Origin of the sequence: Sorangium sp. So ce327 (genome assembly GCF_051530205.1) — a bacterium.
Lineage (GTDB): Bacteria > Myxococcota_A > Polyangia > Polyangiales > Polyangiaceae > Sorangium > Sorangium cellulosum_B.
This window is the reverse complement of the sequence record NZ_CP150330.1, coordinates 12957645-12978711: the sequence shown is the minus strand read 5'-3', so window position 1 is coordinate 12978711 and position 21067 is coordinate 12957645. Positions and strand designations below refer to the sequence as shown.

At 72.1% G+C, this 21067-nt stretch carries 17 protein-coding genes and 1 pseudogene; 10 read left to right on the top strand and 8 right to left on the bottom strand.

Annotation, left to right across the window (positions count from 1 at the left end; translation table 11 throughout):
* Positions 1-341: 341 nt before the first annotated feature.
* Entirely contained in the window at positions 342-581 is a 240-nt protein-coding gene (locus tag WME95_RS48700) for a helix-turn-helix transcriptional regulator (protein ID WP_437547733.1), read from the bottom strand.
* A gap of 386 nt (positions 582-967) precedes the next feature.
* On the opposite strand from WME95_RS48700, the gene WME95_RS48695 reads away from it, so the two are divergent.
* Positions 968-1663 (top strand): HAD family hydrolase, encoded by a 696-nt coding sequence (locus tag WME95_RS48695; RefSeq protein WP_437905989.1) that lies wholly within the window; start codon positions 968-970, stop codon positions 1661-1663.
* A gap of 174 nt (positions 1664-1837) precedes the next feature.
* On the opposite strand, the gene WME95_RS48690 is transcribed toward WME95_RS48695, so the two are convergent.
* Positions 1838-2422 carry an RNA polymerase sigma factor gene (locus tag WME95_RS48690; protein WP_437905988.1) on the bottom strand — a complete coding sequence of 195 codons (585 nt, stop codon included), beginning with the start codon at positions 2420-2422 and terminating at the stop codon, positions 1838-1840.
* Between the two features lie 285 nt (positions 2423-2707).
* Here WME95_RS48690 and hisZ point away from each other — a divergent pair, with 285 nt between their 5' ends.
* Positions 2708-4135, top strand: a complete 1428-nt coding sequence (gene hisZ, locus WME95_RS48685) for an ATP phosphoribosyltransferase regulatory subunit (protein ID WP_437905987.1) — start codon at positions 2708-2710, stop codon at positions 4133-4135.
* 112 nt (positions 4136-4247) lie between these two features.
* Positions 4248-5531 carry an adenylosuccinate synthase gene (locus WME95_RS48680; protein WP_437905986.1) on the top strand — a complete coding sequence of 428 codons (1284 nt, stop codon included), beginning with the start codon at positions 4248-4250 and terminating at the stop codon, positions 5529-5531.
* Positions 5532-5681: 150 nt separating this feature from the next.
* On the opposite strand, the gene WME95_RS48675 is transcribed toward WME95_RS48680, so the two are convergent.
* The gene (locus tag WME95_RS48675; protein WP_437905985.1) at positions 5682-6272 is read right to left on the bottom strand and encodes a tetratricopeptide repeat protein; all 591 of its coding nucleotides are present in this window, start codon (positions 6270-6272) and stop codon (positions 5682-5684) included.
* Positions 6273-6503: 231 nt separating this feature from the next.
* Here WME95_RS48675 and WME95_RS48670 point away from each other — a divergent pair.
* Positions 6504-6709: pseudogene (locus WME95_RS48670) on the top strand (adenylosuccinate synthetase); the annotation flags it as partial.
* 85 nt (positions 6710-6794) lie between these two features.
* Here the strand turns inward: WME95_RS48670 and WME95_RS48665 are convergent.
* Positions 6795-7313 (bottom strand): hypothetical protein, encoded by a 519-nt coding sequence (locus WME95_RS48665; protein ID WP_437905984.1) that lies wholly within the window; start codon positions 7311-7313, stop codon positions 6795-6797.
* 683 nt (positions 7314-7996) lie between these two features.
* Between WME95_RS48665 and WME95_RS48660 the strand changes: the two genes are divergently transcribed.
* Both WME95_RS48660 and WME95_RS48655 read left to right on the top strand, forming a co-directional pair.
* The gene (locus tag WME95_RS48660) at positions 7997-8782 is read left to right on the top strand and encodes a class I SAM-dependent methyltransferase (protein WP_437905983.1); all 786 of its coding nucleotides are present in this window, start codon (positions 7997-7999) and stop codon (positions 8780-8782) included.
* Positions 8783-9251: 469 nt separating this feature from the next.
* A complete protein-coding gene (locus WME95_RS48655) occupies positions 9252-10097 on the top strand; it encodes a DUF4142 domain-containing protein (RefSeq protein WP_437905982.1) in 846 nt (281 codons plus the stop codon).
* 18 nt (positions 10098-10115) lie between these two features.
* On the opposite strand, the gene WME95_RS48650 is transcribed toward WME95_RS48655, so the two are convergent.
* Positions 10116-10784 carry a hypothetical protein gene (locus tag WME95_RS48650; protein ID WP_437905981.1) on the bottom strand — a complete coding sequence of 223 codons (669 nt, stop codon included), beginning with the start codon at positions 10782-10784 and terminating at the stop codon, positions 10116-10118.
* 186 nt (positions 10785-10970) lie between these two features.
* Between WME95_RS48650 and WME95_RS48645 the strand changes: the two genes are divergently transcribed.
* From WME95_RS48645 to WME95_RS48635, 3 genes are all read left to right on the top strand, one after another.
* Positions 10971-12152 carry a hypothetical protein gene (locus WME95_RS48645; protein WP_437905980.1) on the top strand — a complete coding sequence of 394 codons (1182 nt, stop codon included), beginning with the start codon at positions 10971-10973 and terminating at the stop codon, positions 12150-12152.
* The gene (locus WME95_RS48640; RefSeq protein ID WP_437905979.1) at positions 12149-13192 is read left to right on the top strand and encodes a tetratricopeptide repeat protein; all 1044 of its coding nucleotides are present in this window, start codon (positions 12149-12151) and stop codon (positions 13190-13192) included. Before WME95_RS48645 ends, WME95_RS48640 begins: the two co-directional genes overlap by 4 nt.
* A gap of 244 nt (positions 13193-13436) precedes the next feature.
* Entirely contained in the window at positions 13437-14531 is a 1095-nt protein-coding gene (locus WME95_RS48635) for a hypothetical protein (protein ID WP_437905978.1), read from the top strand.
* A gap of 31 nt (positions 14532-14562) precedes the next feature.
* Here the strand turns inward: WME95_RS48635 and WME95_RS48630 are convergent, their stop codons facing one another.
* The 3 genes from WME95_RS48630 to WME95_RS48620 all read right to left on the bottom strand — a co-directional run bounded on the left by WME95_RS48630 (position 14563) and on the right by WME95_RS48620 (position 17897).
* Positions 14563-16515, bottom strand: a complete 1953-nt coding sequence (locus tag WME95_RS48630) for a protein kinase domain-containing protein (protein WP_437547722.1) — start codon at positions 16513-16515, stop codon at positions 14563-14565.
* A 76-nt stretch (positions 16516-16591) separates the two neighbouring features.
* Positions 16592-16798 (bottom strand): helix-turn-helix domain-containing protein, encoded by a 207-nt coding sequence (locus WME95_RS48625; protein WP_437905977.1) that lies wholly within the window; start codon positions 16796-16798, stop codon positions 16592-16594.
* Between the two features lie 256 nt (positions 16799-17054).
* Complete coding sequence (locus WME95_RS48620; protein WP_437547719.1) at positions 17055-17897, bottom strand: Uma2 family endonuclease; 843 nt, start codon at positions 17895-17897, stop codon at positions 17055-17057.
* Between the two features lie 653 nt (positions 17898-18550).
* On the opposite strand from WME95_RS48620, the gene WME95_RS48615 reads away from it, so the two are divergent.
* The gene (locus WME95_RS48615; protein ID WP_437905976.1) at positions 18551-21022 is read left to right on the top strand and encodes a beta-propeller domain-containing protein; all 2472 of its coding nucleotides are present in this window, start codon (positions 18551-18553) and stop codon (positions 21020-21022) included.
* Positions 21023-21067: the final 45 nt, after the last annotated feature.

Here is a 21067-nt window from a genome sequence, read left to right as displayed (position 1 = left end):
GCCTTGTGCAATCTCCGGATCGAGGCGACTCGATCACAAAATCGACAGGCCAGCACGGAGCTGCAGCGCCTGGTGACCGCGGGCACTTCGTGAATGAGCTGCGCCGAGCGTTCGAACAAGCATGAACGCCGCATCAGCGGAAATTGCGGTCCTTGGTGCACGTCGGCCCGCACAAGCGCGCTGGGCGTGGGCTCCTCGCGCCGCATGCGCGTCGCCGCATGCGCGTCACCTCACGCGTGGAGCACGACCGCGCGCAGCGCCTTCGTCGTCGCCGGCGCTCGTGGTCACGACGACGCTTCCTTTCTCGTGCCCTTGTTCGACACAGGCAAGCACCGTTGTTCTCACCCCCGCTCGCCCGGCGCGTCACCTTTCCACTGAAAGACGTGCTCGAGCGGCACGCCGAAGGCCGCCGCGATGCGGAAGGCGACCTCGAGCGAGGGCGAGTAGCGGCCCTGCTCGATGGCGACGATGGTTTGACGGGTGACGCCGACCTTCTCGGCCAGCTCCGCCTGGGTCATCTCGCCCGCATGGAACCTCAGCGTGCGGATGACGTTCGTGATCCGAGGCTGCCCCTTGCCCATGCCGCGCTCCATTCCTTGAACGTCACATCTCGCCCTCGGAGGCAGCGCGTCCTTCCCCATGCGCAGGAGGCGAGCTCCGCCTTCCACACATCCGGCCGCGGATGGCCGGACATCTGCGCCGCTTCACGCGCGCGGCCCCGGCTCTGTTTCGTCGCGGTTTCGCCTCGCGCTGCGCCCCGGCGCCCACGCGCGGCCGCGCTGGTTCGAGGTGCCAGCGATGCCCGGCGGGACCGCTGACACCTCGAACCAGGTAACTGACCGGCGAACCAATGTCAAATTTTTCATATACAAAGTCGTAATTAATGGACACAAAGTCCGGTTCATGCGACATCGGGGTGCTCGCCGTACCTTCCGTCAGCGAGGGCGCCAGCGTAGGCTCTCTGGTGATGCTCACTCCCACGGTGGTCGTGTTCGACCTGGACGGTACGTTGATCGACAGTCGGGGCGACATCGTGGCGGCGGTGAACCATGCGCTGGTGGCGACGGGCCGGGCCCCGCTGCCCGGGCAGGTGATCGTCCGGTACGTGGGCGACGGCGCGCGCGCGCTGTGTGCGCGCGCCGCAAGGCTCCCCGAGACATCCGAGAGCGTCGAGGACGTCCTCCGCCACTTCCTCGACTACTACGCGCGGCACCCGCTCGACTTCACCCGCTGGATGCCGGGCGCGCAGGAGATGCTCGAGAGGCTCTCGGACCTCGGCGATCTCGCGCTCTGCGTCTGCACGAACAAGCCGCGCTCGACCACCGACGCGGTGCTCGCCGCGCTCGGGGTCGGCGCGCGCTTCCGCGCGGTGGTCGCGGGCGGCGACGTCGCCGCCAAGAAGCCGGATCCGGCGCCGCTGCTCCACCTCGCGGCGCGCGTCGGCGTCCAGCCGCACAAGATGGTGATGGTCGGCGACGGCCCCCAGGACATCGAGTGCGCTCGCCGCGCGGGCGCGCGGTCGATCGCCGTCCTCGGCGGCTTCGGATCGCAAGACGAGCTCCTCGACGCCCGCCCCGACGTGCTCCTCCGTACCATGGGAGAGCTCTGGGACGTCCTCCGCCGCTGGCGCGACGCGACGGTCAGGCTCTCCACCGTTCGTTAGCTGCACACCGCCGGGTGGTGCGCGTCGGATCTGCGCGCGGCCGGCCTGCACGCGCGGGCAGCCTCCCTCCCCGGCACGCGCAGGACGTCGCCGCCCGCGCGCGCAGGACGTCGTCGCCCGCGCGCGCAGGACGTCGTCGCCCGCGCGCGCAGGACGTCGCCGCCCGCGCGCCCCTCAGGCCGCGACGCCCTCGGCGATCTCGCGCCCGAACGCCGTCGCGTTGAGGATCGCGCGCAGGCGCACGCGCGCCCGGTGGAGCCGCGAGCGGACGGCGCTCTCGCTCACGGCGAGCTTCTGCGCGATCTCCTGGAGGCCGAGGTCCTCGTGGTAGTGCGCGAGCACCACGTCGCGGTAGTCCTCCGGCAGCTCGCAGAGCGCCTCGCGGACGTACGCCTCCCGCTCCGCCGCGGACGCGGCGTCGTCCTCGCCGATCGTGCTGCGCATCGTCGGCAAGAGGCCGAGCTCCTCGAAGTCGAGCCCCTCGACGATGCGCGCGCGCTGCCGCCGCTGCGACCGCATCAGCATGAGCGCCTCGTTCGCCGTCACGCGGAAGAGCCACGTCGTGAAGCTCGAGTCGCCGCGGAACGAGCGGATCGTCCGCACCACCTGCAGCAGCGTCGACTGCACGAGGTCGAGCCGATCCTCGTCGGACACCGGGTAGCGCGCGAGCTGCCGCTCCACGTGCGGGCGGATGAGCCGCGTGAGCTCGTCGAGCGACTCCCGATCGCCGTCCTTCGCCCGGCAGATGACCTCGGCCAACGGGCCCGCGCTCGCGGCGCGGGGCGACGGGCGCGACCCGACCGCGCCGGGCGGGGTGAGACCGCAGGGCGCCGGAGGAGTCTCAGGCCTGGTGCTGGCGCTCGGTACATCGGTCGGAACGGCGGTCAGAGCCATGAGCCATCTCTCCGTCGAGGGCGCCGCGTGCGCTTCCGGCCCACGGGCCCGGTGGTGCGCACCGACGAGCAAAGGCCTTGCCACGGCAAGCTCAACGGACGTGCGCGCCGCGTGCGCACCGCGTGCTCAGCCGGTATAAGCGGGGCCACGATGTCCAGCGACGCTCCGCGATGGGAAGCCCCCCGAGGGGGAAACAGCCACGTTCCGACGCCCGAGGTGGACCGGCCAGCGCCGTCCGCCTCCGCTCCGCCGCGTGCGCTGGCCCACCCGCTGCCCGCCGGGATGCGCGATCTCCTCCCCGAGGAGGCGCGGCGCCGGCGCGCGCTCGCCAAGCGCGTGCTCGATCACTTCGTGCTGTACGGCTACCAGCCGGTCTCGCTGCCCGCGTTCGAGTTCGCCGAGGTGCTCGAGCGCGGGCTCGGCACGCTCGACGCCGCGGACGTGCTGCGCTTCATCGAGCCCGAGTCGGGCGAGGTGGCGGCGCTCCGCCCGGACATGACCCCGCAGATCGCGCGGCTCGTGGCCACGCGGCTCGCGGACGCGCCCCGCCCCATCCGCCTCTGCTACGAGGGCACGGTCCTCCGCCGCCGCCAGGGGCGGGCGCGGCGCCACCGGCAGATCCCGCAGGCCGGCGTCGAGCTCTACGGCGTCGGCACGCTCGCCGGTGAGCTCGAGATCCTCCGCCTCGCCGCGTCCGCGGTGCGGGAGGCCGGCCTCGAGCACTTCGTCGTGGACCTCGGCCACGCGATGATCGCGCGCGCGCTGCTCGACGCCGTCCCGGCGGGGCTCGCGGCCGAGCTCTCGGAGGTGCTCGAGCTGAAGGACGCCTCCCGCCTCGCCGCCGTGCTCGCGAGCCCGAAGGCCGCCGACGTCCCGCGCCGCATCGTCGCGGCCATCGCCGCGCTGCCGGATCTCGCGGGCGGCGGCGCGGCTGACCCGGACGGCGCCGCGGTCTTCGACCGCGCCACGCGCCTGCTCACCGGCACGCCCGCCGAGGCGCCGCTCGCCGAGCTCCGCGCGCTCTGGGACGCGGCGAGGGCGAGCCCCGAGCTCGGCCCGGCGCTCCGGGTCGACCTCGGCGAGCTCCGCGGGCTGGCGTACTATACGGGTGCAATTTTCCACGTGCTGGCCGATGGCCCCGGGGAGGCGATCGCGGCGGGCGGGCGCTACGACATGCTGCTGTCCCGCTTCGGCCTGCCGATGCCGGCCGTCGGCTTCGCGCTGAACCTCGACGCGATCGCCTGGGCGCGCGACGTCGCGGGCGCGGCGGACGAGCCGGCGCTGCGGGTGCTCGTCGCTGTGCGGCCGGAGCGCGCCGCGTCGCTCGCTGCGGCGCTGCGGGGGCTGGGCCTCCCGGCCGTGACGCACGCGCCGGACCAGGATCCGGAGGGGTACGCGCTGTCCTGGCGGTTCTCTCACCTGGTGCGGGAGCGGGACGGGGCGCTTGTGGTCGAGGCGACATCCGGCGGCGGCGAGGCCGCGACGAGCGCGAGCGCCGTTCCGGCGGCCCTCGACGACGCCGCGGCGGCCCAGGCGATCGTGCTGAAGACGGGGGCAGGACGTCCGGGCGGCAAGTAGACGCTCGCTCGGCAAGCGAGCCTGGGGTAAAGGCGAACCTGGACCCGGACGGAGCCGCTCGGAGTGACGAGCGGGCCGAGGCCGGGCCACGTGATCCAAGAGGAGCTTCGGAATGACCGCGATCGTGATCGTCGGCGCACAGTGGGGCGACGAGGGCAAGGGCAAGGTCGTCGACCTTTATACGGAGAGCGCCGACCTCGTGGTGCGCTACGCCGGCGGACCCAACGCCGGCCACACGCTGGTGGTGGGCGGGGAGAAGCTCATCGTTCGGCTCATCCCGAGCGGCATCCTCCGCTCGAACGCCCGCTGCGTGATGGCGCAGGGCATGGTGGTCGATCCCGGGGTGCTCGTCTCCGAGATCGACGCGGTGGAGGCGCGGGGCTGCTCGACGCAGGGGCGGCTGTTCGTGTCGGATCGGGCGCACCTGATCTTGCCGTTCCACCCGCTCGTCGACTCGCTCCGCGAGGCGGCGGCGGCGGACGGCGTGCGGCTCGGGACGACCAAGCGCGGCATCGGCCCCTGCTACGAGGACAAGGCGTCGCGGCGCGGGGCCCGGCTCGGCGATCTGCGCGACATGAAGCGGCTCGCGCAGCTCGTGTCGCGCTCGCTCGAGGCGTGGACGCCGACGCTGCGCGCGCTGGGCGGCGAGCCGCCGTCGCTCGACGCGATCCTCGACGAGCTCACGCCGCTGGCGAAGCGCATCACGCCGCTGCTCGCCGACACGTCGCAGCTCATCGACGGCGCGCTCCGCCGCGGCGAGCGCGTGCTCCTCGAGGGGGCGCAGGGGACGCTGCTCGACATCGACCACGGCACGTTCCCGTTCGTGACGTCGTCGTCGGCGATCGCGGGGGGCGCGTGCGTCGGCGCCGGGGTCGGCCCGACGCGCATCCGCCGCGTGCTCGGCCTGGCGAAGGCGTACTGCACGCGCGTGGGCGAGGGGCCGTTCCCGACCGAGCTCGACGGCCAGCTCGGCGAGCGGCTCAGGTCGGTCGGCGGCGAGTACGGCTCGGTGACGGGCCGGCCGCGGCGGACCGGGTGGCTGGACCTGCCGGCGCTGCGCTACGCGGCGCGGGTGAACGGCCTCGACGGGATCGCGCTCACCAAGCTCGACGTGCTGACCGGCATGCCGGAGCTCAAGGTGTGCGTCGCCTACGACACGCCGTCGGGGCGCACGCGGGAGTTCCCGATCGACGACATCGCGACGGCGAAGCCGGTGCTCGAGACGGTGGCCGAGTGGAGCGAGCCGATCGACGCCGCCCGCTCCATGACCGAGCTGCCCGCGGCGGCGCGGCACTACGTGGAGATGGTCGAGAAGGAGACCGGCGTGCCGGTCGACGTCGTCTCGGTCGGCGCGGACCGCGAGGCGACCATCGTCCGGCGCAACGCGTTCGCCTGAGGGGCAAGAGAGCGCGAAGCCCCACGTCGAGGGGATGAAGAGAAGGCCGGCACCGTGAGACAACGGGCGCCGGCCTTCACCGGCGGAGCGCGACAAGACCGCGTCCGGCTTGACTGCATCGCACACTCCCCGGCACGGGCGCCGTCGGACTCACGTCTCGAGGGCTCCCGCCGCTCCGAGCCGGGCACGATCGAGCCAGGCGAGCAGCTCCTTTGCCCTCCTGTTGTCGCCAAACCTCCCGAGGAACCAGGTGTACGCGCGCTCGAGGACCGGAACCGCGTCGGGGTGACGTCCCATCGCGATGAGGCAACGGCCCTTGCCAAACAGCAGCGTGAACTCGGCCAGCTCGTCTCCTCTGCCGCTCATGATACCGGACGCGCGCTCGTACGTCGCGAGGGCCTCCTCCCACCGCCCGGCATCCAGCAGCATATCAGCGAGCCCGCCCAGCGCGTGAGCGAGCAGGACGCCATCTCCGTGGGCTAGCTCCGTGAAGCGAACAACATTCATCATGTAGGTGCACGCCAGCGCGGCTTCTCCAGACGAGTTCAGGCTCAGCGCCAGCGCTTCCTGGATCCGCGCCGCGGGACGCGACTTCTCGCCGTGATGCTCGACGGCGAGCCGTAACGCGCGCTCGAGCGCGGCCCTCTCGCGATGCGGCAGCGTGGTCCACGGGTACTGCTGGCTCACAGCCCTGGCGTACTGGTAAAGGGGGTTGATCAGCTCCGGCGCGCGGTCGCCCAACCGCGATTCGATGTCCTGGATGAGCCCGGAGAGCAGCTCCTCGGCCTCGGCGTACGCTCCACGCCTCAAGAGCTCCCTGGCGCGGCTAACGGCCTCGGCGAGATGAGGATCGCCCATGTTGTGGTTCTCCGTGCCGGCGCTCAGGGCGGTAGACCATGTTCGCACTGGGCGGCATCAGATCTACCAGGATAGATGGCACACCTCCGGTGTGCCATCAGGGAGCTCCAGAGCGACGAGAGAGCGACCGTGAAGCCGGTGCTGGAATCGTGGCCGAGTGGAGCGAGCCGATCGACAGCGCCCGCTGCATGACGGAGCTGCCCGCGGCGGCGCGGCACTACGTGGAGATGGTCGAGAAGGAGACCGGCGTGCCGGTCGACGTCGTCTCCGTCGGCGCGGACCGCGAGGCGACCCTCGTCCGGCGCAACGCGTTCGCGTGAGCGGCGGGACCTCGGCTCACCGCAGCGGGCGATGAGCCGCCGTCTCGTCGAGCGGGACGGTTGTCCAGACGTGCAGCTTTGAAGATTACTGGCCCGAGCCGCCGCCCGGCGTGGGGGAGCCGCCGTTCTTGCTTCCGCCGCCCGGCGTGCCGCCCCGCTGGCCGCTACCGCCGCCCGGCGTGGTGGTCCCGCCCGGCGTGCCGGTTCCGCCGCCCGGCGCGTAAGCCCCTCCTCCCGGCGTGCCGCCCGTGCCCGGCGCGCCGCCCGTGCTCGGCGTGCCGCCCGTCGTGCCGCCGGTGCCCGGCGTGCCTCCCGGCGTGCCGCCCGTCGTGCCGCCGGTGCCCGGTCTACGCTGGGTGCCGCTGCCCCACTCCTGCGTGCCGCCCTGGGTGCCTTGCCCGCCCTGGGCGCCCGGCTCTCCCATCTCTCCAGGCATCGTACCCGCGCCGGGTGTTCCGCTCTCGGGCGCTCCTGGGGTTCCAGGCGCGCCGGGGGTCTCTCCGCCCGCCGGTGTGGGCGCCGGCGAGGCCGCCTCTCCGCCTCGATTGCCCCCACAGGCCATGAGCGGCAGCGCGGTCAGGACTACCAGAAACATGCTTCGCATGATGTGTCTCCCAGGTCGTTTGCGTTTGCGGCTCGTGCCGAGCCGCCGGCGATGCGGACGCGCCCGTGCGCGCGAAGGCCGCCTCCGGAGCCTGGCGGCGTAGCGTCCCGCGCTCGACATGCTGGGGCCGGATCCGGCCCTCGGGATCGAGACGACGCCGGAACGGCGCATCGGGCCGCGCCCGATCGAGAGCCGTTGACGCCTCGGGACACGAACAACGCCTGACGCCGGCCGGCGCGCGCTCGACGACAGGCGCTCAGCCGGTCACGGAGCGAGCGAATCCATCCACACGCGCCACACGCCACGACGCCCGGGCCGCGCCGGCCCAGCTCCGGCGGCAGGGCAGCGGCGTGCTCATCAGAAGCCGCGCGGGAAGGGGCGCCTCCTGCGCGCCGCGGTCCTCGGGCTCGCGGCCCTCGCGCCCGCCGCGCCAGGCCTCTTGTGGCTCCGCCCAAGGCTGCTCGCGTAGACGCGCGGCGGTCACGGCGCGCTCCCTTGAAGGCATCTGGACATAACGTCGGCACAAGCGCGCTTTACAGCCCGGGCCGAACAGCTCACCCGTTGTGCGCTGCTCGACAGATCGATGTCGCTGGAAGAACGTCGGGCGAAGTCAGCAGGGAGAAGTTCGCTTTTCCTCCGTGGGATCGACTATTCTGTCCATTCCTATGGCCGAGAACAGCTACGTGTTTGCGGGTTCGGAGCGCGCGCGAGAGCTGGAGCGCCTGCGGCGGATCGAGGGCTTCTTCGACCCCGGCAGCCGGCGCCTTCTCAAGGCGTCCGGGATGGGGCCCGGCTGGAGCTGCCTCGAGGTAGGAGCCGGCGCTGGGTCGATCGCCTGCTGGATGGCAGAGCGCGTGGGACTCGAGGGCGAGGTGGTCGCGGTCGACCTCGATGTCGGGTTCATGGACGCTTCTCCGCCGCCGGGCGTCCGGATCATCGAGGGCGACATCCGCCAGCTCAATTTCCACGCGGCGCGCTTCGATCTCGTGCACGCCCGCTACGTGCTCGTCCACAACGCGGATTTCCAGGATCTCCTCGACGCCATGCTCGGAGCGCTGAAGCCCGGCGGCCACCTGGTGCTCGAGGAGCCGGACTTCACCGCGGCGAGGGGCGCCTCCGGTCCGGATATCGAGGCGTTCGATCGGGTCAATCGGTCGATCCTCGCGATGTTCGAGGCCGACGGCAAGGACCCCGGCCTCGGCCTGCGCCTTCCCGCGATCCTGACGTCACGAGGGCTCGCCATCGAGGCCGTCGAGAACGAGGTGCCGCTGTGCCCGGGCGGTCACCCGCTGTCCGAGATCATGAGCCTCTCAGCCACCCAGCTCCAGCACAGGCACCTCGCGACAGGGCGGGTCAGCGCGGAAGATCTCGCCGGCTACGCCCGGTTCGCGGCCGATCCGTCGGCGTGGGGTGTCTACTATGGCACCGTCGGCGTCCTGGCCCGCAAACCGGCCAGGATCTCCGACTGACGTCCTTCTCCCGCCAGGGCGGCCAGCTGACGGTGCCAGGTGACGGTGACCGAGATCCCGATTCCGGGCCCGTCCTCCAGCAAAGCGGCAAACTCCGTCCTGCGCTCTCCGTCGAGCCAGGACATGGCACCACGCTGATCCTCCGACAGCGCCGCTCCCGGCCCCCGCCCGCCCTCGCGCAGGGATTCCAGGGCCGCCGGTCCGGGCGGTGCTCGCGTCCGTTCATCGACGTCGAGAGGTGGCACCTCTGCGCCGGTCCGTCGCGCGGCACGGACGATTCAGCCGATCCTGCGCGCTGGTGAGAATTGCCTATTTGATCTTCTCGCGGCTTGCGTCTCCCAACAACAGTTCAAGATACGTGACGGGGCGGGCCAGGCATCACCGCCGAGCGCTCCAGCGCCGGCCCCGCTTCCGTCAATGACATGGGGGAATTATGAACATTCGAGTCGACTCTCTTCGTTTTGCATGGATGGCAGCCCTCGCGCTCGCGGGGACCAGCGCTTGCTCCGTCGCGGCGGGAGACGGTGTTCTGGTGGCGGCGGACGAGGACAGCTCGGAGGAGGCGGTCGAGTCCACCTCACAGGCCTTCTCCCTCACCATGCCGCAGCTCGCCGCGGTGCTCGCCGCCTTCAACGCGACCGAGATCAGCGACGCGCAGATGGCCCGCGCCAAGGCGTCGGACCCGCACGTCATCGAGCTCGCCCAGCAGCTGTTCGACTATCACACCGCCGCGAGCCAGCAGCTCGCGCTCGCGCTCACGCAGATGGGCATGGCGCCGGTGGACAACGAGATCAGCCTGGCGCTGATCGATCAGGGCGCGGCGGCTCAGCAGCAGCTCACGGGGCTCGCGGGGCCCAGCTTCGACTGGACGTTCGTCAATGTTCAGATCCATCGACACCGGGAGTTCCTCGCCCATCTCCAGGAGCAGATGGCCATCGTGGGGCCCGAGCTGCACCCGGGGCTCTCTCACCTCGTCCCGGAGGTCCTGAGCGCCACGAAGCGGAACCTCTCGTTCGCCACGTCGCTGCTCGCGCTCATCGGCAGCCCGTACATTCCGGAGGGCGGCTATCCGCCTGGCGTTCCCTACTACGGCAATTACGGCACCTACGGGAACTACATCGACTACGGCAATTACGGGAACTACGGCAACTATGGCAACTACGGCGGCGGCTTCGCCAACAGCGCGCCTTCCTACGGCCCCGTCTACTTCGGCGCCAACGGGCCCTACTCGCCCGCCGTCTCCCCCTACTACGGGGTTTACGGCCGCGGCGCGCCGTCGGGCTTCGGCGCGCCCGGCCCGTACCCCCGCCCGTGAGCCGAGGGGCGCGGCGCGCTACAGGCGGCGCCGTGCCCGGCCGCGATCCGGGATGACCGCGTGGATCTCCGCCTCGCTGAAGCCAGCCGCCCTGTAGAGACGCTTCAGGTGCACCAGCTCGATGTGCGCGCTCTTCGCCACCGAGGCGCGGATGCGGTCGAGCACGCTCAGCCGCTCCAGCGGCAGCCGGGTCGCCTCGACCGTCGAGCGCACCGCCGCCGCCGCCGACTTCACCTCGGCCGCCGCGGCCTGCGCCTTGTCCAGGCTGAGCTTCGGGTGGATCCCCGAGCCGAGCAGCTGCGCGAGCACCTCCAGCCGATCCGGCTGCCCCGTGAGATCGCCGTCCTCGTCGTCGGCGAAGTAGGCCACGCCGCCCGGGAACAGGATCGACAGCGCAGGATCCGCGGAGGGGCGCCCCACGGCGTTCCAGACGTCGTCGGCGACCTTGCCGAGCGCGTCGTCGGCGCGCGCGGACTCGGCCTCGACCTTGGCGAGCAGCGGCTCCGCCTCGGAGCGCGCGGCGTTGCGCTGGGCCTCCACCCCGTCGAAGAGCGTCAGCACGGGCACGAGCCGCTGCTCGGCGAGCTCCCGGAGGGGCCCGCCCCTCGCGGAAGCGCTGTGGAGCGTCGCGCGCACGTCACCGATGATGTCGTCCGCTGGCGCATCCTTGCGAATCACCTCGCCCATGATGTCGATCCTCCTCAGGCTCCAAGGCTGCGGAGTCCAGCGATACACGACCCGCGAACGCCCCCCGTCGACGCTGTCACCTCGGGCACCATAACGGACCAACGCCCACCCGATCAACCGGATCGCAGCCCTGCGCCGTCGGCCCCGGCGTGAGCCTCCAGTGCGCCTCCCTGGTACACTCTCGCCGTGCACCTCGGCCCGCTGCTGCTCACGGCCCTGCTCGTCCTCCCGCTCGCCGCGCACGCCGGACAGGCTGGCGATCTGGTCGCCGCCGCGGCGGCCGCGGGGCGTCCGCCCGAGTGCGCGGCGCGATCCGGCCGGGCCATCGCGCGGGGGCCCACCGTCTGGGAGCGCGCGCGGGCGCCCGAGCTCCCGCGCTACTGCGACCTGCTCGCGCGCGGCCAGGCGCAGCTCGGCGGCGACGCCGAGGCGGCGCGCGCGTCGGCGCGCCTCGCCGACCAGCTCCTCCCGGGGCACGCCGCGCCGCAGGTCCTGCTCGCCCGCGCCGCCCTCGCGCTCGGCTCGCCCGAGGACGCCGCGCGCGCCTTCGAGCGGGCGCGGAGCGTCGATCCCCGCAGCGTCGAGGATCCGCAGACGATGCACGACCTCGCGCGCTCGCTCGCCCGCACCGGCAAGCGCGGCGAGGCGATCGCGATCTACCGCGCGCTCGTCCCGCGGATCGATCTGCTCGGGACCGCGGACCAGCGCGCGCTCGTGCTGCTCGAGGCGGCGCACCTGTCGATGGCCACCGCGGGCGCGGCGTCCGTCGCGGACGCGAGCGCGAGGCCGCCCGGCGGCGCGCACAGAGACGCGCACGGAGAGGCGGCCGCCCGCAGGGACCTCGACGAGGCGATCGCCTACCTGCGCGAGGCGCGCCTGCGCGCGCAGACGCAGCTCGCCCGCGACGTCACGCTGTCGCTCGCGCTCGCGCTGGACCGCTCCGGCGACAAGGCCCAGGCGGACGCCGCGCTCGAAGGCGAGGCGACCCCGCTGGAGGCGGCGCGCCCGCGCGGGGAGGGTGCGCGCGGGCGCGCGGAAAACCAGAGCGCCGGCGCGGCCGCGCGCGAGCGGACCGCGGACGACCTCGCCAGCGCGGCGGCGCGCCTGCGCACCGTCGACTACCTCGCGGTCCCGGAGGACAGGCTCGCCCTCGAGGCGCTCGCGCTGGAGCGGGCCATGACGGCGGCCGCGATCGCGCGCTGGGAGGCGTACCTGTCGGGCGCCGGCGGCCAGGGGCCGTGGGCCCCGGCGGCGCGCGCGCGCCTCGACGCGCTCCGGCGAGGCGCAGGCGGCGGAGGCCACCGGCCCGCGCGCGCCCCGCAGGAGCGGAGCGCGGCGCCGCGGCCAACCACGGGAGGGGCGCGGTGACGCGGCCGTCGCTCCCGCCCCGGCGGTCGCCCCTGCCGCGGCGCTCGCGCCTGCCGGGCGTCGCGGCGCTCCTCGCGTTCGCGCTCGCGGCGGGGCCCCTCCACGCAGCGCCGACCGTCTGGTCCCGCGCGCTCGATCCGGCGGCCGACGAGCGCGAGGAGCTCATCTCCCAGGCGGACGCGCTGCTCGCGCGGTACGACCAGCTCCGGCGCTCGCCGCTCCTGGAGCGGGTCGAGGAGATCGGCCCGCTCTGGCTGCGCGAGGCGCGCGCCCTGTACGAGCGCGCCGGCGCGGCCACGTCGCGCACCCCTTCGGTGCGGCTGCGCTACGCCGACATCCTGGAGCACCTCGGCGACGTGCAGGGCGCCGTCGCGACGCTCGAGGGGCTCCTGCGGCTCCAGCCGCCGGCGCCTTTCCGGGCCGACGCGTGGCACGCGCTGGCGGTCTGCTACGCGCGGCTCGGCAGGTACACGGACGAGATCGAGGCGTACGACGAGGCGCTGGTGCTCGAGCCGCACGCGGTCTCGCGGGCGCTGCTGCTGGCCAACCAGGCCGAGGCCTACATGGCGCTCGGCGACATCACGTCGGCGGTCGAGGGGTACCGCGCCTCGCTCTCGACCCTCGGGTCGCTCGATATGGTCCGTTACGGCGTGACCACGCTCTGGGGGCTCGCGGTGGCGCTCGACCGATCCGGCGACCTGGAGGGAGGCATCGAGAACATCCGGCTCGCGAGGACCTACGACCGGGCCGACCAGCAGATCAACGGCGCGGGCTGGTTCTACGTGCCGCCCTACGACGAGGCCTGGTACGCGGCGCTGGGCCACTGGGCCGCGGCGCGGAGCGCAGAGCTCGGCGCCGCGCGCGCGGAGGCCTACCTGCAGGCCGTGGCCGCGTGGGAGTCCTACATCGCCCGGGCGCCGGGGAACGATCACTGGCTGCCGCTGGCGAAGGCGCGGCGGGCGCAGTGCGAGAGGGAATCGGAACAGACGTTGAAGACGCTGAAGCGCCTGCGCAAGCTCGCGGCGCCCGAGCGGCGCTGAGCCGAGGCGGCGGGCGCTTCATCGTCTGGACGGCCGCGCGCCGCTTCCGCCCGCTCCGGCGGCGCACGGCGAAGGAAGGCCACGCGTGCGCGTGGTTACCGATGGCGCTCTGGTCGTACGGCGTACAGCGGGCGATGGCGAGAGCCCCCTTTACGACCCCGGCCAGCGGGTTCACCTTAACGTGGTCGCCCTCGCGCGCGGGGGCGGCGCCGGCCAGCTCACCCCGGACGGAGGATCCATCGAGATGCGTGACTCGGTGTTCGATGAGCATGTGCTCTGGTCCGGACGTCCCAAGGTCGTCGCGACCCCGATGCTCTACCTCGTGGGCGCGGCGGTCTGCGGCGTGACCTCCGCGATCAGCACCGCGTCCGCCATCGTCGTGAGCCAGGCGCTCGACGCGTCGCCGAACCAGCTGCTCGCCTTCGCGGCCTGGATGGCGAGCCTCGCGGTGGCGTTCAGCTACCTGCCGCGCTGGTGGCGCTCGGAGCTGGAGTACATGCTGACCGATCGGCACATCGTCGTGCAGCGCGGGAAGCTCCGGCGCTCCATCGAGCGGCGGTCGATCAGCTACGCGCGCATCCACTGGAACCCGAAGCACCCCGGCGTCGGCGACCTCGAGCTCGTCAGGGCGGTGCCGACCGGCGCCCTCCGGCGGCGGCTGTCGATCGTGCTGACCGGGGTCGTGGCCCCGGATCGCGTCTGGGCGATCCTCCGGGGCGTGGTCCCGTCGGCGCCCGCGGGCGACGGTCACCGCCTGCTCTCGCAGCGCCTCGACGAGGGCGAGCGGGTGCTCTGGTCGGCGCACCCGGCCGACGGCTGGCACAAGTGGCTCCCGACCGGCCTGCGCGGCGTCGGCTCGGTGCTGCTCGGCGTGCTCCTCGGCGCCTTCGCGGTGGTCACGGCGGTGCACGCCGTGCGCAGCATCCGCATCGTGACCGCGGCGGGCATGGATCCGGAGAGCGTCTCCTTCGTGGCGCTCGTCGCGTCCCTCTCGCTCACGATCGTGCTGCTCGTCGCCGCGGGCGCGGCGATGCTCTACATGTCGGTGGTGCGCCCCGCGCGGCTCTCGGCGCGGACGCGGTACCTCATCACCGACCGGCGCGTGCTCATCCAGCGGGGCGACGAGGAGCTGCACCTCGATCGCTCGCGCATCGTCGACGTGATCGACGCGCCGGGCGCCGGGGGCCTCCGGGACGTGTTCCTCGTGCTCGACGGCCCGCGCGCCCGCGCCGTCGCCGCGAGCGGCGCCTTCGGCGAGGCGCCGGGCGCCGGGCTCCAGCCGGTGCTGCACCGGGTCACGGACGTGGACTCGATACGGCAGATCCTGCGGCCGGCGTAGCCCGCTGCGCGGTGCCGTTCAGGCTGCGACCTCATCGCATGGTGGTCGTCGAGTGGACTCCGATGGTCGGCTCGCCCCCTGCGATGACGTCGACCGGAGCGCGCTTGACCAGGTTGAAGACGCTCACGGGAGGGGCCCCCGGGAGCAGGCTCCTCGCGCCGACCTCTTCGAAATCGAAGAGCTGCTGCGCGGCCTCGCGGACCGTCGCCTCGACGAGGATCTCCCCGGGCCGCGACGCCCTGGCGAGGTGCGCGGCGGCGTTGACCACCTCGCCGAGCACCGTGTAGTCGAGCCGGCCGTACGCCTGAGATCCGACGCTGCCGGAGAGGACCTGCCCCGTGGAGAGCCCGATGCAGATCCCCTGCGTGTACGGCGAGCCCTCGCCGGCGCGGCGCGCCACCGCCGCCATCTGCGCGCGGACGGCCACGCACGCGCTGAGCGCCCGCGACAGGTGATCCGGCCCCTGGAACACCGTCATCACCGCGTCGCCGAGGAACTTGTCGACGACCCCCCCCTTGGCGACGAGCTCCGGGACGATCACCTCGAAGTTGGCCCGGAGCAGCCTCATGGCCTCGCCGGGGAGCCTCTCCCTGGTCACGGGCGTGAACTGGAAGATGTCGATGAACGCCACCGTGGCCATGACCGCCTCGCTCGCGAGCGCGATCGCGGGGCCCATCTCCCGGATCCGCTCGATCAACGCCGCGCTCGTGAACTGCCGGAGGATCTTGTTCTCCTCGTCCGAGCGGGCGTTCCTCCGCAGCTCCGCGACGTGCTTGATGGTCTTGTCGATCGTCGCCTCGAGATCGCCGCGCTGGATCGGCTTGAGCAGGAAATCGAACGCGCCCTGGTTCATCGCGCTCCGGATGTTCCCCATGTCGCCGTAGGCGGACATCATCACCGTCCTCGCAAAGGGGCTCACCTCGGGGACGCGTCCAAGGAAGGTGAGGCCATCCATCACGGGCATGTTGATATCGGTGACGACGACGTCGATGTCGGGGTGGCGCCGGAGCTCGTCGAGGGCGTTCTCGCCGTTGTCAGCGAAGATGAACTCGTAGACCCCGTCGCGGATCTTCTGCCGGAAGAGCAGCTTCATCATGAGCGCCACGTCGGGCTCGTCGTCGACGATGAGGATCTTGGCGGGGCCCTGGCTGGCATCGATCACCGCAGCGAACGCCGCCACGAAATCCGCGGCCGACTGGAACCGCTGCGCCGGGTCCTTCGCCAGCGCGTGCTCGAAGAAGCCGTCGAAGCCGGGCAGCAGTCCGGGCACGACGCTCGACGGCGGCGGGAACGGATCGGTGCAGACGCTGATGAGCAGCTCCCCGATCCCGCTCGCCGCGAACGGGAGCCGGCCCGTGAGGGCCCTGTAGGTGATGACGCCGAGCGACCAGAGATCGCTCAGGTGATCCGGCACGACGGCGCGCACCTGCTCGGGGCTTATGTACGACGGCGTGCCGACGACCCTGCCGAACGATCCCTGCTGATCGTCGTCCGACTCGAAGATCGTCCACACCACGCCGAAATCCAGGAGCTTCACGCACTCTCCTGGCTCCTTCCGCGCCAGGAAGACATTCGCCGGCTTGAGATCGCGGTGGATGATCCCCGCCGAGCTCGCCACCTGCAGGCCACTGGCGATCTGCCGGAGCAGGGCGAGCGTCGCCGACGGCGAGAGCTGCCGCTCCCGGGTGAGCCTGGCCTCGAGGTCCTCCCCTTCGAGCAGCTCCATGACGATGTACGGGCAATCTTCGTCGATACCGTAGTCGTGTATCTGGACGATGTGCTCGTTCTGGAGCCGAGCGATCGCCGTCGCCTCTCGCTCGAATCGGCGTCGCGCCGAGTCGGAGCTGACATGCTCGGGCGTCATCACCTTGAGCGCGACAGGACGCCGGAGCACCTGATCGAACGCCTCCCAGATGACGCCCATCCCGCCGCGTCCGATCTCTCGTCTCAGCGAGTACTTCCGCGCGATCGTGCGATTCAGCATGGTCGGCGCAGTGTAGCGAGCTCCCAGCGCGCTTGCTCAGCTTCGAGGCGCGGGGCCCGTCGACAGCAGCCCTGCATCAGCGAGGAGAGGGCCGCTTCACACCCAGGACCTTCATGCGGTAGGACAGCGTGCGCACCGGGATCCCCAGCCGCCGCGCGGCCTCGGTCCGGTTCCAGCCTGCGGTTTCGAGCATGTCCTGGAGCAGCTTGGCCTCATGAATGAAGCGGGCTTCGATTCGTGCGCAACCCGTATCGTCGCCTGTGTCACGGCGCTCGCGGAGCAAATCGCACGTGAGGCCGGGATCGAGCTCGTGCCCGCTCGATGACGAACGACCTGCCGTACGAGGCGGCTATCGCATCAACGTTCGCCTCGAAGATTGGTGGGAGGTTGCCGTCGTTCGGCGAAGCGCGTTCACCCTCTGTTGCGAGCAGGAATCCGAGGCCCGCGGTCAGTGCCCGAACACCTGCGCGGCGTCCAGCAGCGCGACGCGACAACCGGGCGCGGGCCGCGGGGCGCCGGTCCCGGCGAGCGCGCCGCGCTCACCTCCGGGTCACGCGGGCCTCCAGGTCGCGCACCCGCGCCTCGAGCTCGCGGACCCGCGCCTCGGCGGCGGCGCGGGCGCGCTGCTCCGCGGCGCGGGCGCGCTGCTCCAGGGCGCGCGCCTCGCCCTCGGCGCGGAGGGCCTCCTCCTCGGCAGGCACGAGATCCGTCGCGCGGGAGCTCCGCGCGACGCGCAACGTCGGGTGCGGGCCGTCCTTCAACACGACGAGGTGCGCGTCGAGCGCCTCGATCCAGACGGGATCGCCGCTGCCGTGGACCCGCAGGTAGGTGCCGTCCGCGTCCCGCCGGTACAGCTGGAGAGGCACCCGCTCCTCCGCGAGCGGCGCGCGGGCGGCAGCCGCCTCGGGATCGAAGAGCAGGAGCTCGGGACAGCCGAGCTGCCAGTACTTCGCCGGCGCATCCTCGTAAATACGGCGCCAGTCGCCCGCGACCACCTCCAGCGCGAACCGCGGCGGACGATGGCCCGGCAGCCAGGTCTGCCACTGCCGCGGGATGGGCGGCAACGGGCGATGATCGAGGACGTAGAGGTCCGGCAGGACGCGCACGAGCGGCTCGCCCCGCACCCACGCGAAGAGATGCCCGGTGCCAGCGTACAAGTCGGCCCAGCCACGCTCGCGCGCGAGCTGCGCGATCACCGACAGCAGCAGCCGGACGACCTCGGACCGCTCGGCCTTGTCAGGACGCTCCGCGTCATCGGGCAGATACCAGCCGGACCAGTCGATCGCGGCGCCGGCCTCTTCCGGCGAGAGATCGCGGAGCACGAGCGCGCGGGGAGAACGCCGAGGGGTAAGGGGGAACCCGATGCGATTCGGCGATGCCACGCGAGGAAACTAGCACCCCGACAGGCCCCGCGGGGCAGCAGAGACAACGGACGCAACGGACGCAACCGCGGCAACAAAGCCAGGCGACGTGCCCCTGCCGGACGCTTGACAGGGACAAGGGGCCATGCCCTCCCACCCGCTCGAACCTTTCTTCACATCGCCAGCGGCGGCGACGGCGGCAGCCTCGCGCTGAACGATCTCACGATCCGCTGACAAGGGCAGCATCCGAGATGGCCAGTCGCACGGGTCCTCGATAGCTGGCCTCATGGGTCGCCCGAGGCCACCACCGTCGACGGCAAGACCTCGTCTGATTGGCATTCATAGCGGAGGTTTGAACAGGGAGACGGGGAGATCCATGGATTGTTCTCCCCGTCTCCTCGCCTCCCTGTTTCATTCTCTCGAAAGCTCGAAGGACGGCCCAGAGCGCTCCCCCCACAAGGTGTGCTGTCCGGGTCTCATGAACGTCGGCACCATCCCGCACCGACGCAAATCAACAGTGCTACCATCCAGCTTGGCACACGTGTGCCAAGCGGCCTGCAGGCAGTGCTTGCGTGTCGTGCTCTCGGCGGCGCTGCCCGAGCGGCGCGCGGGCGAAGCGCGGTGAATCGAGCGAGCGGGCGGCTGGCGCGGGCCTTGCGAACGCATCAGGCACCATGCGAACCCATCGTACCCATTCTTCCCTCTGGCTCCTCCTGGCAACAGGCCTCCTCGCCGCCGGATGCGAGTCGGCGTCCGCGCCTGTCGACTCGGTCGGCTCTCAGCGGGCGGCGCTCCACCGGGCTCAGTCCTGCGAGGACCTCGAAGCGCTGCTGAAGCAGGACGCGCTCGCCAAGATGAACGCCCAGATCGACGCCACGATCGCGAGCTACTCGGCGTACGGCTACCCCCGCGGCGCCGCCGTCGGCGGCGTCGACAACGGCAGCGTCGGCGTCCCCGGAGGGGCGCAGGATCCCACGGACACGCCCGCCCCGGTGCCGCCCACAGCAGACGACGGGGGAACCGGCCAGGAGACCTCGGGGGAGGACAGCGGCAGCGGCGCGGACCCTGCCCACTCCGAGACGAACACCCAGGTCGCCGGCGTCGATGAGGCGGATATCATCAAGACCGACGGCAACAACATCTACGTGCTCCACGGCCAGAGCTTCTACACCCTGACGGCGTGGCCGGCCTCGTCGCTCGCCGTGGGCAGCTCGCTCGCGATCGAGGGGTCGCCCCTCGAGATGTTCGTGGAAGGCGACAAGGTCGTCGTCTATTCGTCGGTCAACGGGGCCGCGATCTACGAGCAGGCGGGCGTCACGCCGCGGCCGGGGTATTACGACTACCTGCTCATCGACACCATGGGCGGCGGCGGCGTCGCGCCGACGCCTGGAGACCCCAGCGGGCCGAGCGCCGCGCCGGGGACCCCCGCCGACGGCGGAGACGCGAGGCCGCTGCCGCCGGACGACGCCGAGCCACCGTCCGGCGGCGACACGCCGTCGGAGCACGACGCGCCCCCCGACGCCGACACGCCCCCCGACGCCGACGCGCCGGCGCCCCCGCCTCCGGACGGCGGCGGGGTCGATGACCTGCCGCCCGACGTGCCCGGCTCGGGCGGCGTCTGGGCGCCGCTCACGAAGATCACCGTCCTGAGCCTCGCCGGCGGCGCCCCCAGCGTGGTCAAGGAGGTCTACTTCGAGGGAAACTACAGCTCGGCGCGGCGCACCGGCCCGAACGTGCGCACGGTGCTGAGCGGCGGCGCCCACGGCCCCGCGCTCCACTACTGGCCCTCAGGCCTGACCGAGTACCCCGAGACCGCCGAGGCGTGGACCGCGGCGTTCGAGCAGCTCCGCACCGAGAACGCGGCGATCATCGAGGACGCCGCGCTCTCGACGTGGCTGCCGTACCGCTTCGAGAAGCAGGGAGAGGCGGTCACGCTGCTCGACGCGAGCTGCTCGGACTTCTATGTTCCGGAGGCCGGCACGACGTCGTACGGCCTGACGCAGATCGAGTCGATCGACCTCGCCGACCTCGCCGCGGCGCCGGAGTCGACCTCGATCGTCGGCGCGACCGACACGGTGTACGCGAGCCACGACGCCCTCTACGTCGCCGCGCGCTCCTGGCAGGAGCAGGCGGCGCCCGGCGAGATCTTCGTCGGCACGAACCTCACCCATCTGCACAAGTTCGATCTGATCACCGACCCGAGCCAGCCCGGGTACGTCGCGTCAGGCTCGGTGCCCGGCCACATCATCAACCAGTTCTCGCTCGATGAGCACAACGGCAAGCTCCGCGTCTCGACGACATCGCAGGTGCAGGCGGAGGCGGAGCCCAGGTGGACGACCAGCAACAACGTGTTCGTCCTCGAGGCGCAAGGGACCGATCTCGAGAAGATCGGCGCCGTCACCGATCTCGCCCCCGGCGAGACCATCCAGTCCACCCGGTTCGTCGGGGATCGCGGCTATGTCGTGACGTTCCGCCAGGTCGATCCGCTGTTCGTGATCGATCTCGCGGACCCGGCGTCCCCCTCCGTCGCGGGTGAGCTCAAGATCCCCGGCTTCAGCGAGTACATGCACCCGCTCGACGACGGTCACCTCCTGACGATCGGCAGGGATGGCGAGGAGGACGGCACGGTGACCGGCCTTGCTCTCCAGATCTTCGACGTCACGAACGCGTCGGCGCCCACGCTCCTGCACAAGGAGGCGCTCGACGGGGCGGAGTACATGCACTCCGAGGCCGAGTACAACCACAAGGCGTTCACGTACTACGGCGCGCTCGGCGTGCTCGCCTTCCCGCTCGTGAGCTTCGACGGGCAGACCGGCGCGATGTCGAGCACGCTGGAGCTGTTCAACGTCGATATCGAGGACGGGTTCAGCCGGCTCGGCGCTGTCGACCACAGCGGCTTCTTCAGCAGCGTGCCGTCGGGGTGCTATTACGGCGGGGCCGCCGTGCAGCGCGGCCTGTTCATCGAGGACTACGTCTACTCGTACTCCCAGGGCGGCGTGCTCGTGAACGCGCTCGACGACCTCGCGACGCCGGTGGCGTCGCTGCCCCTGCCCACCCCGGACTCGGTCGGGTACGCGTGCGCCGGCCCCGGCGACGTCGCGGAGCCCGCGCCGGCGCCCGAGCCGGCTCCCACCCCCGAGGAGTAGCGCCAACCAGGCCGCGATCGGCCGCAGCGCCGCCGCCCCGTCCGG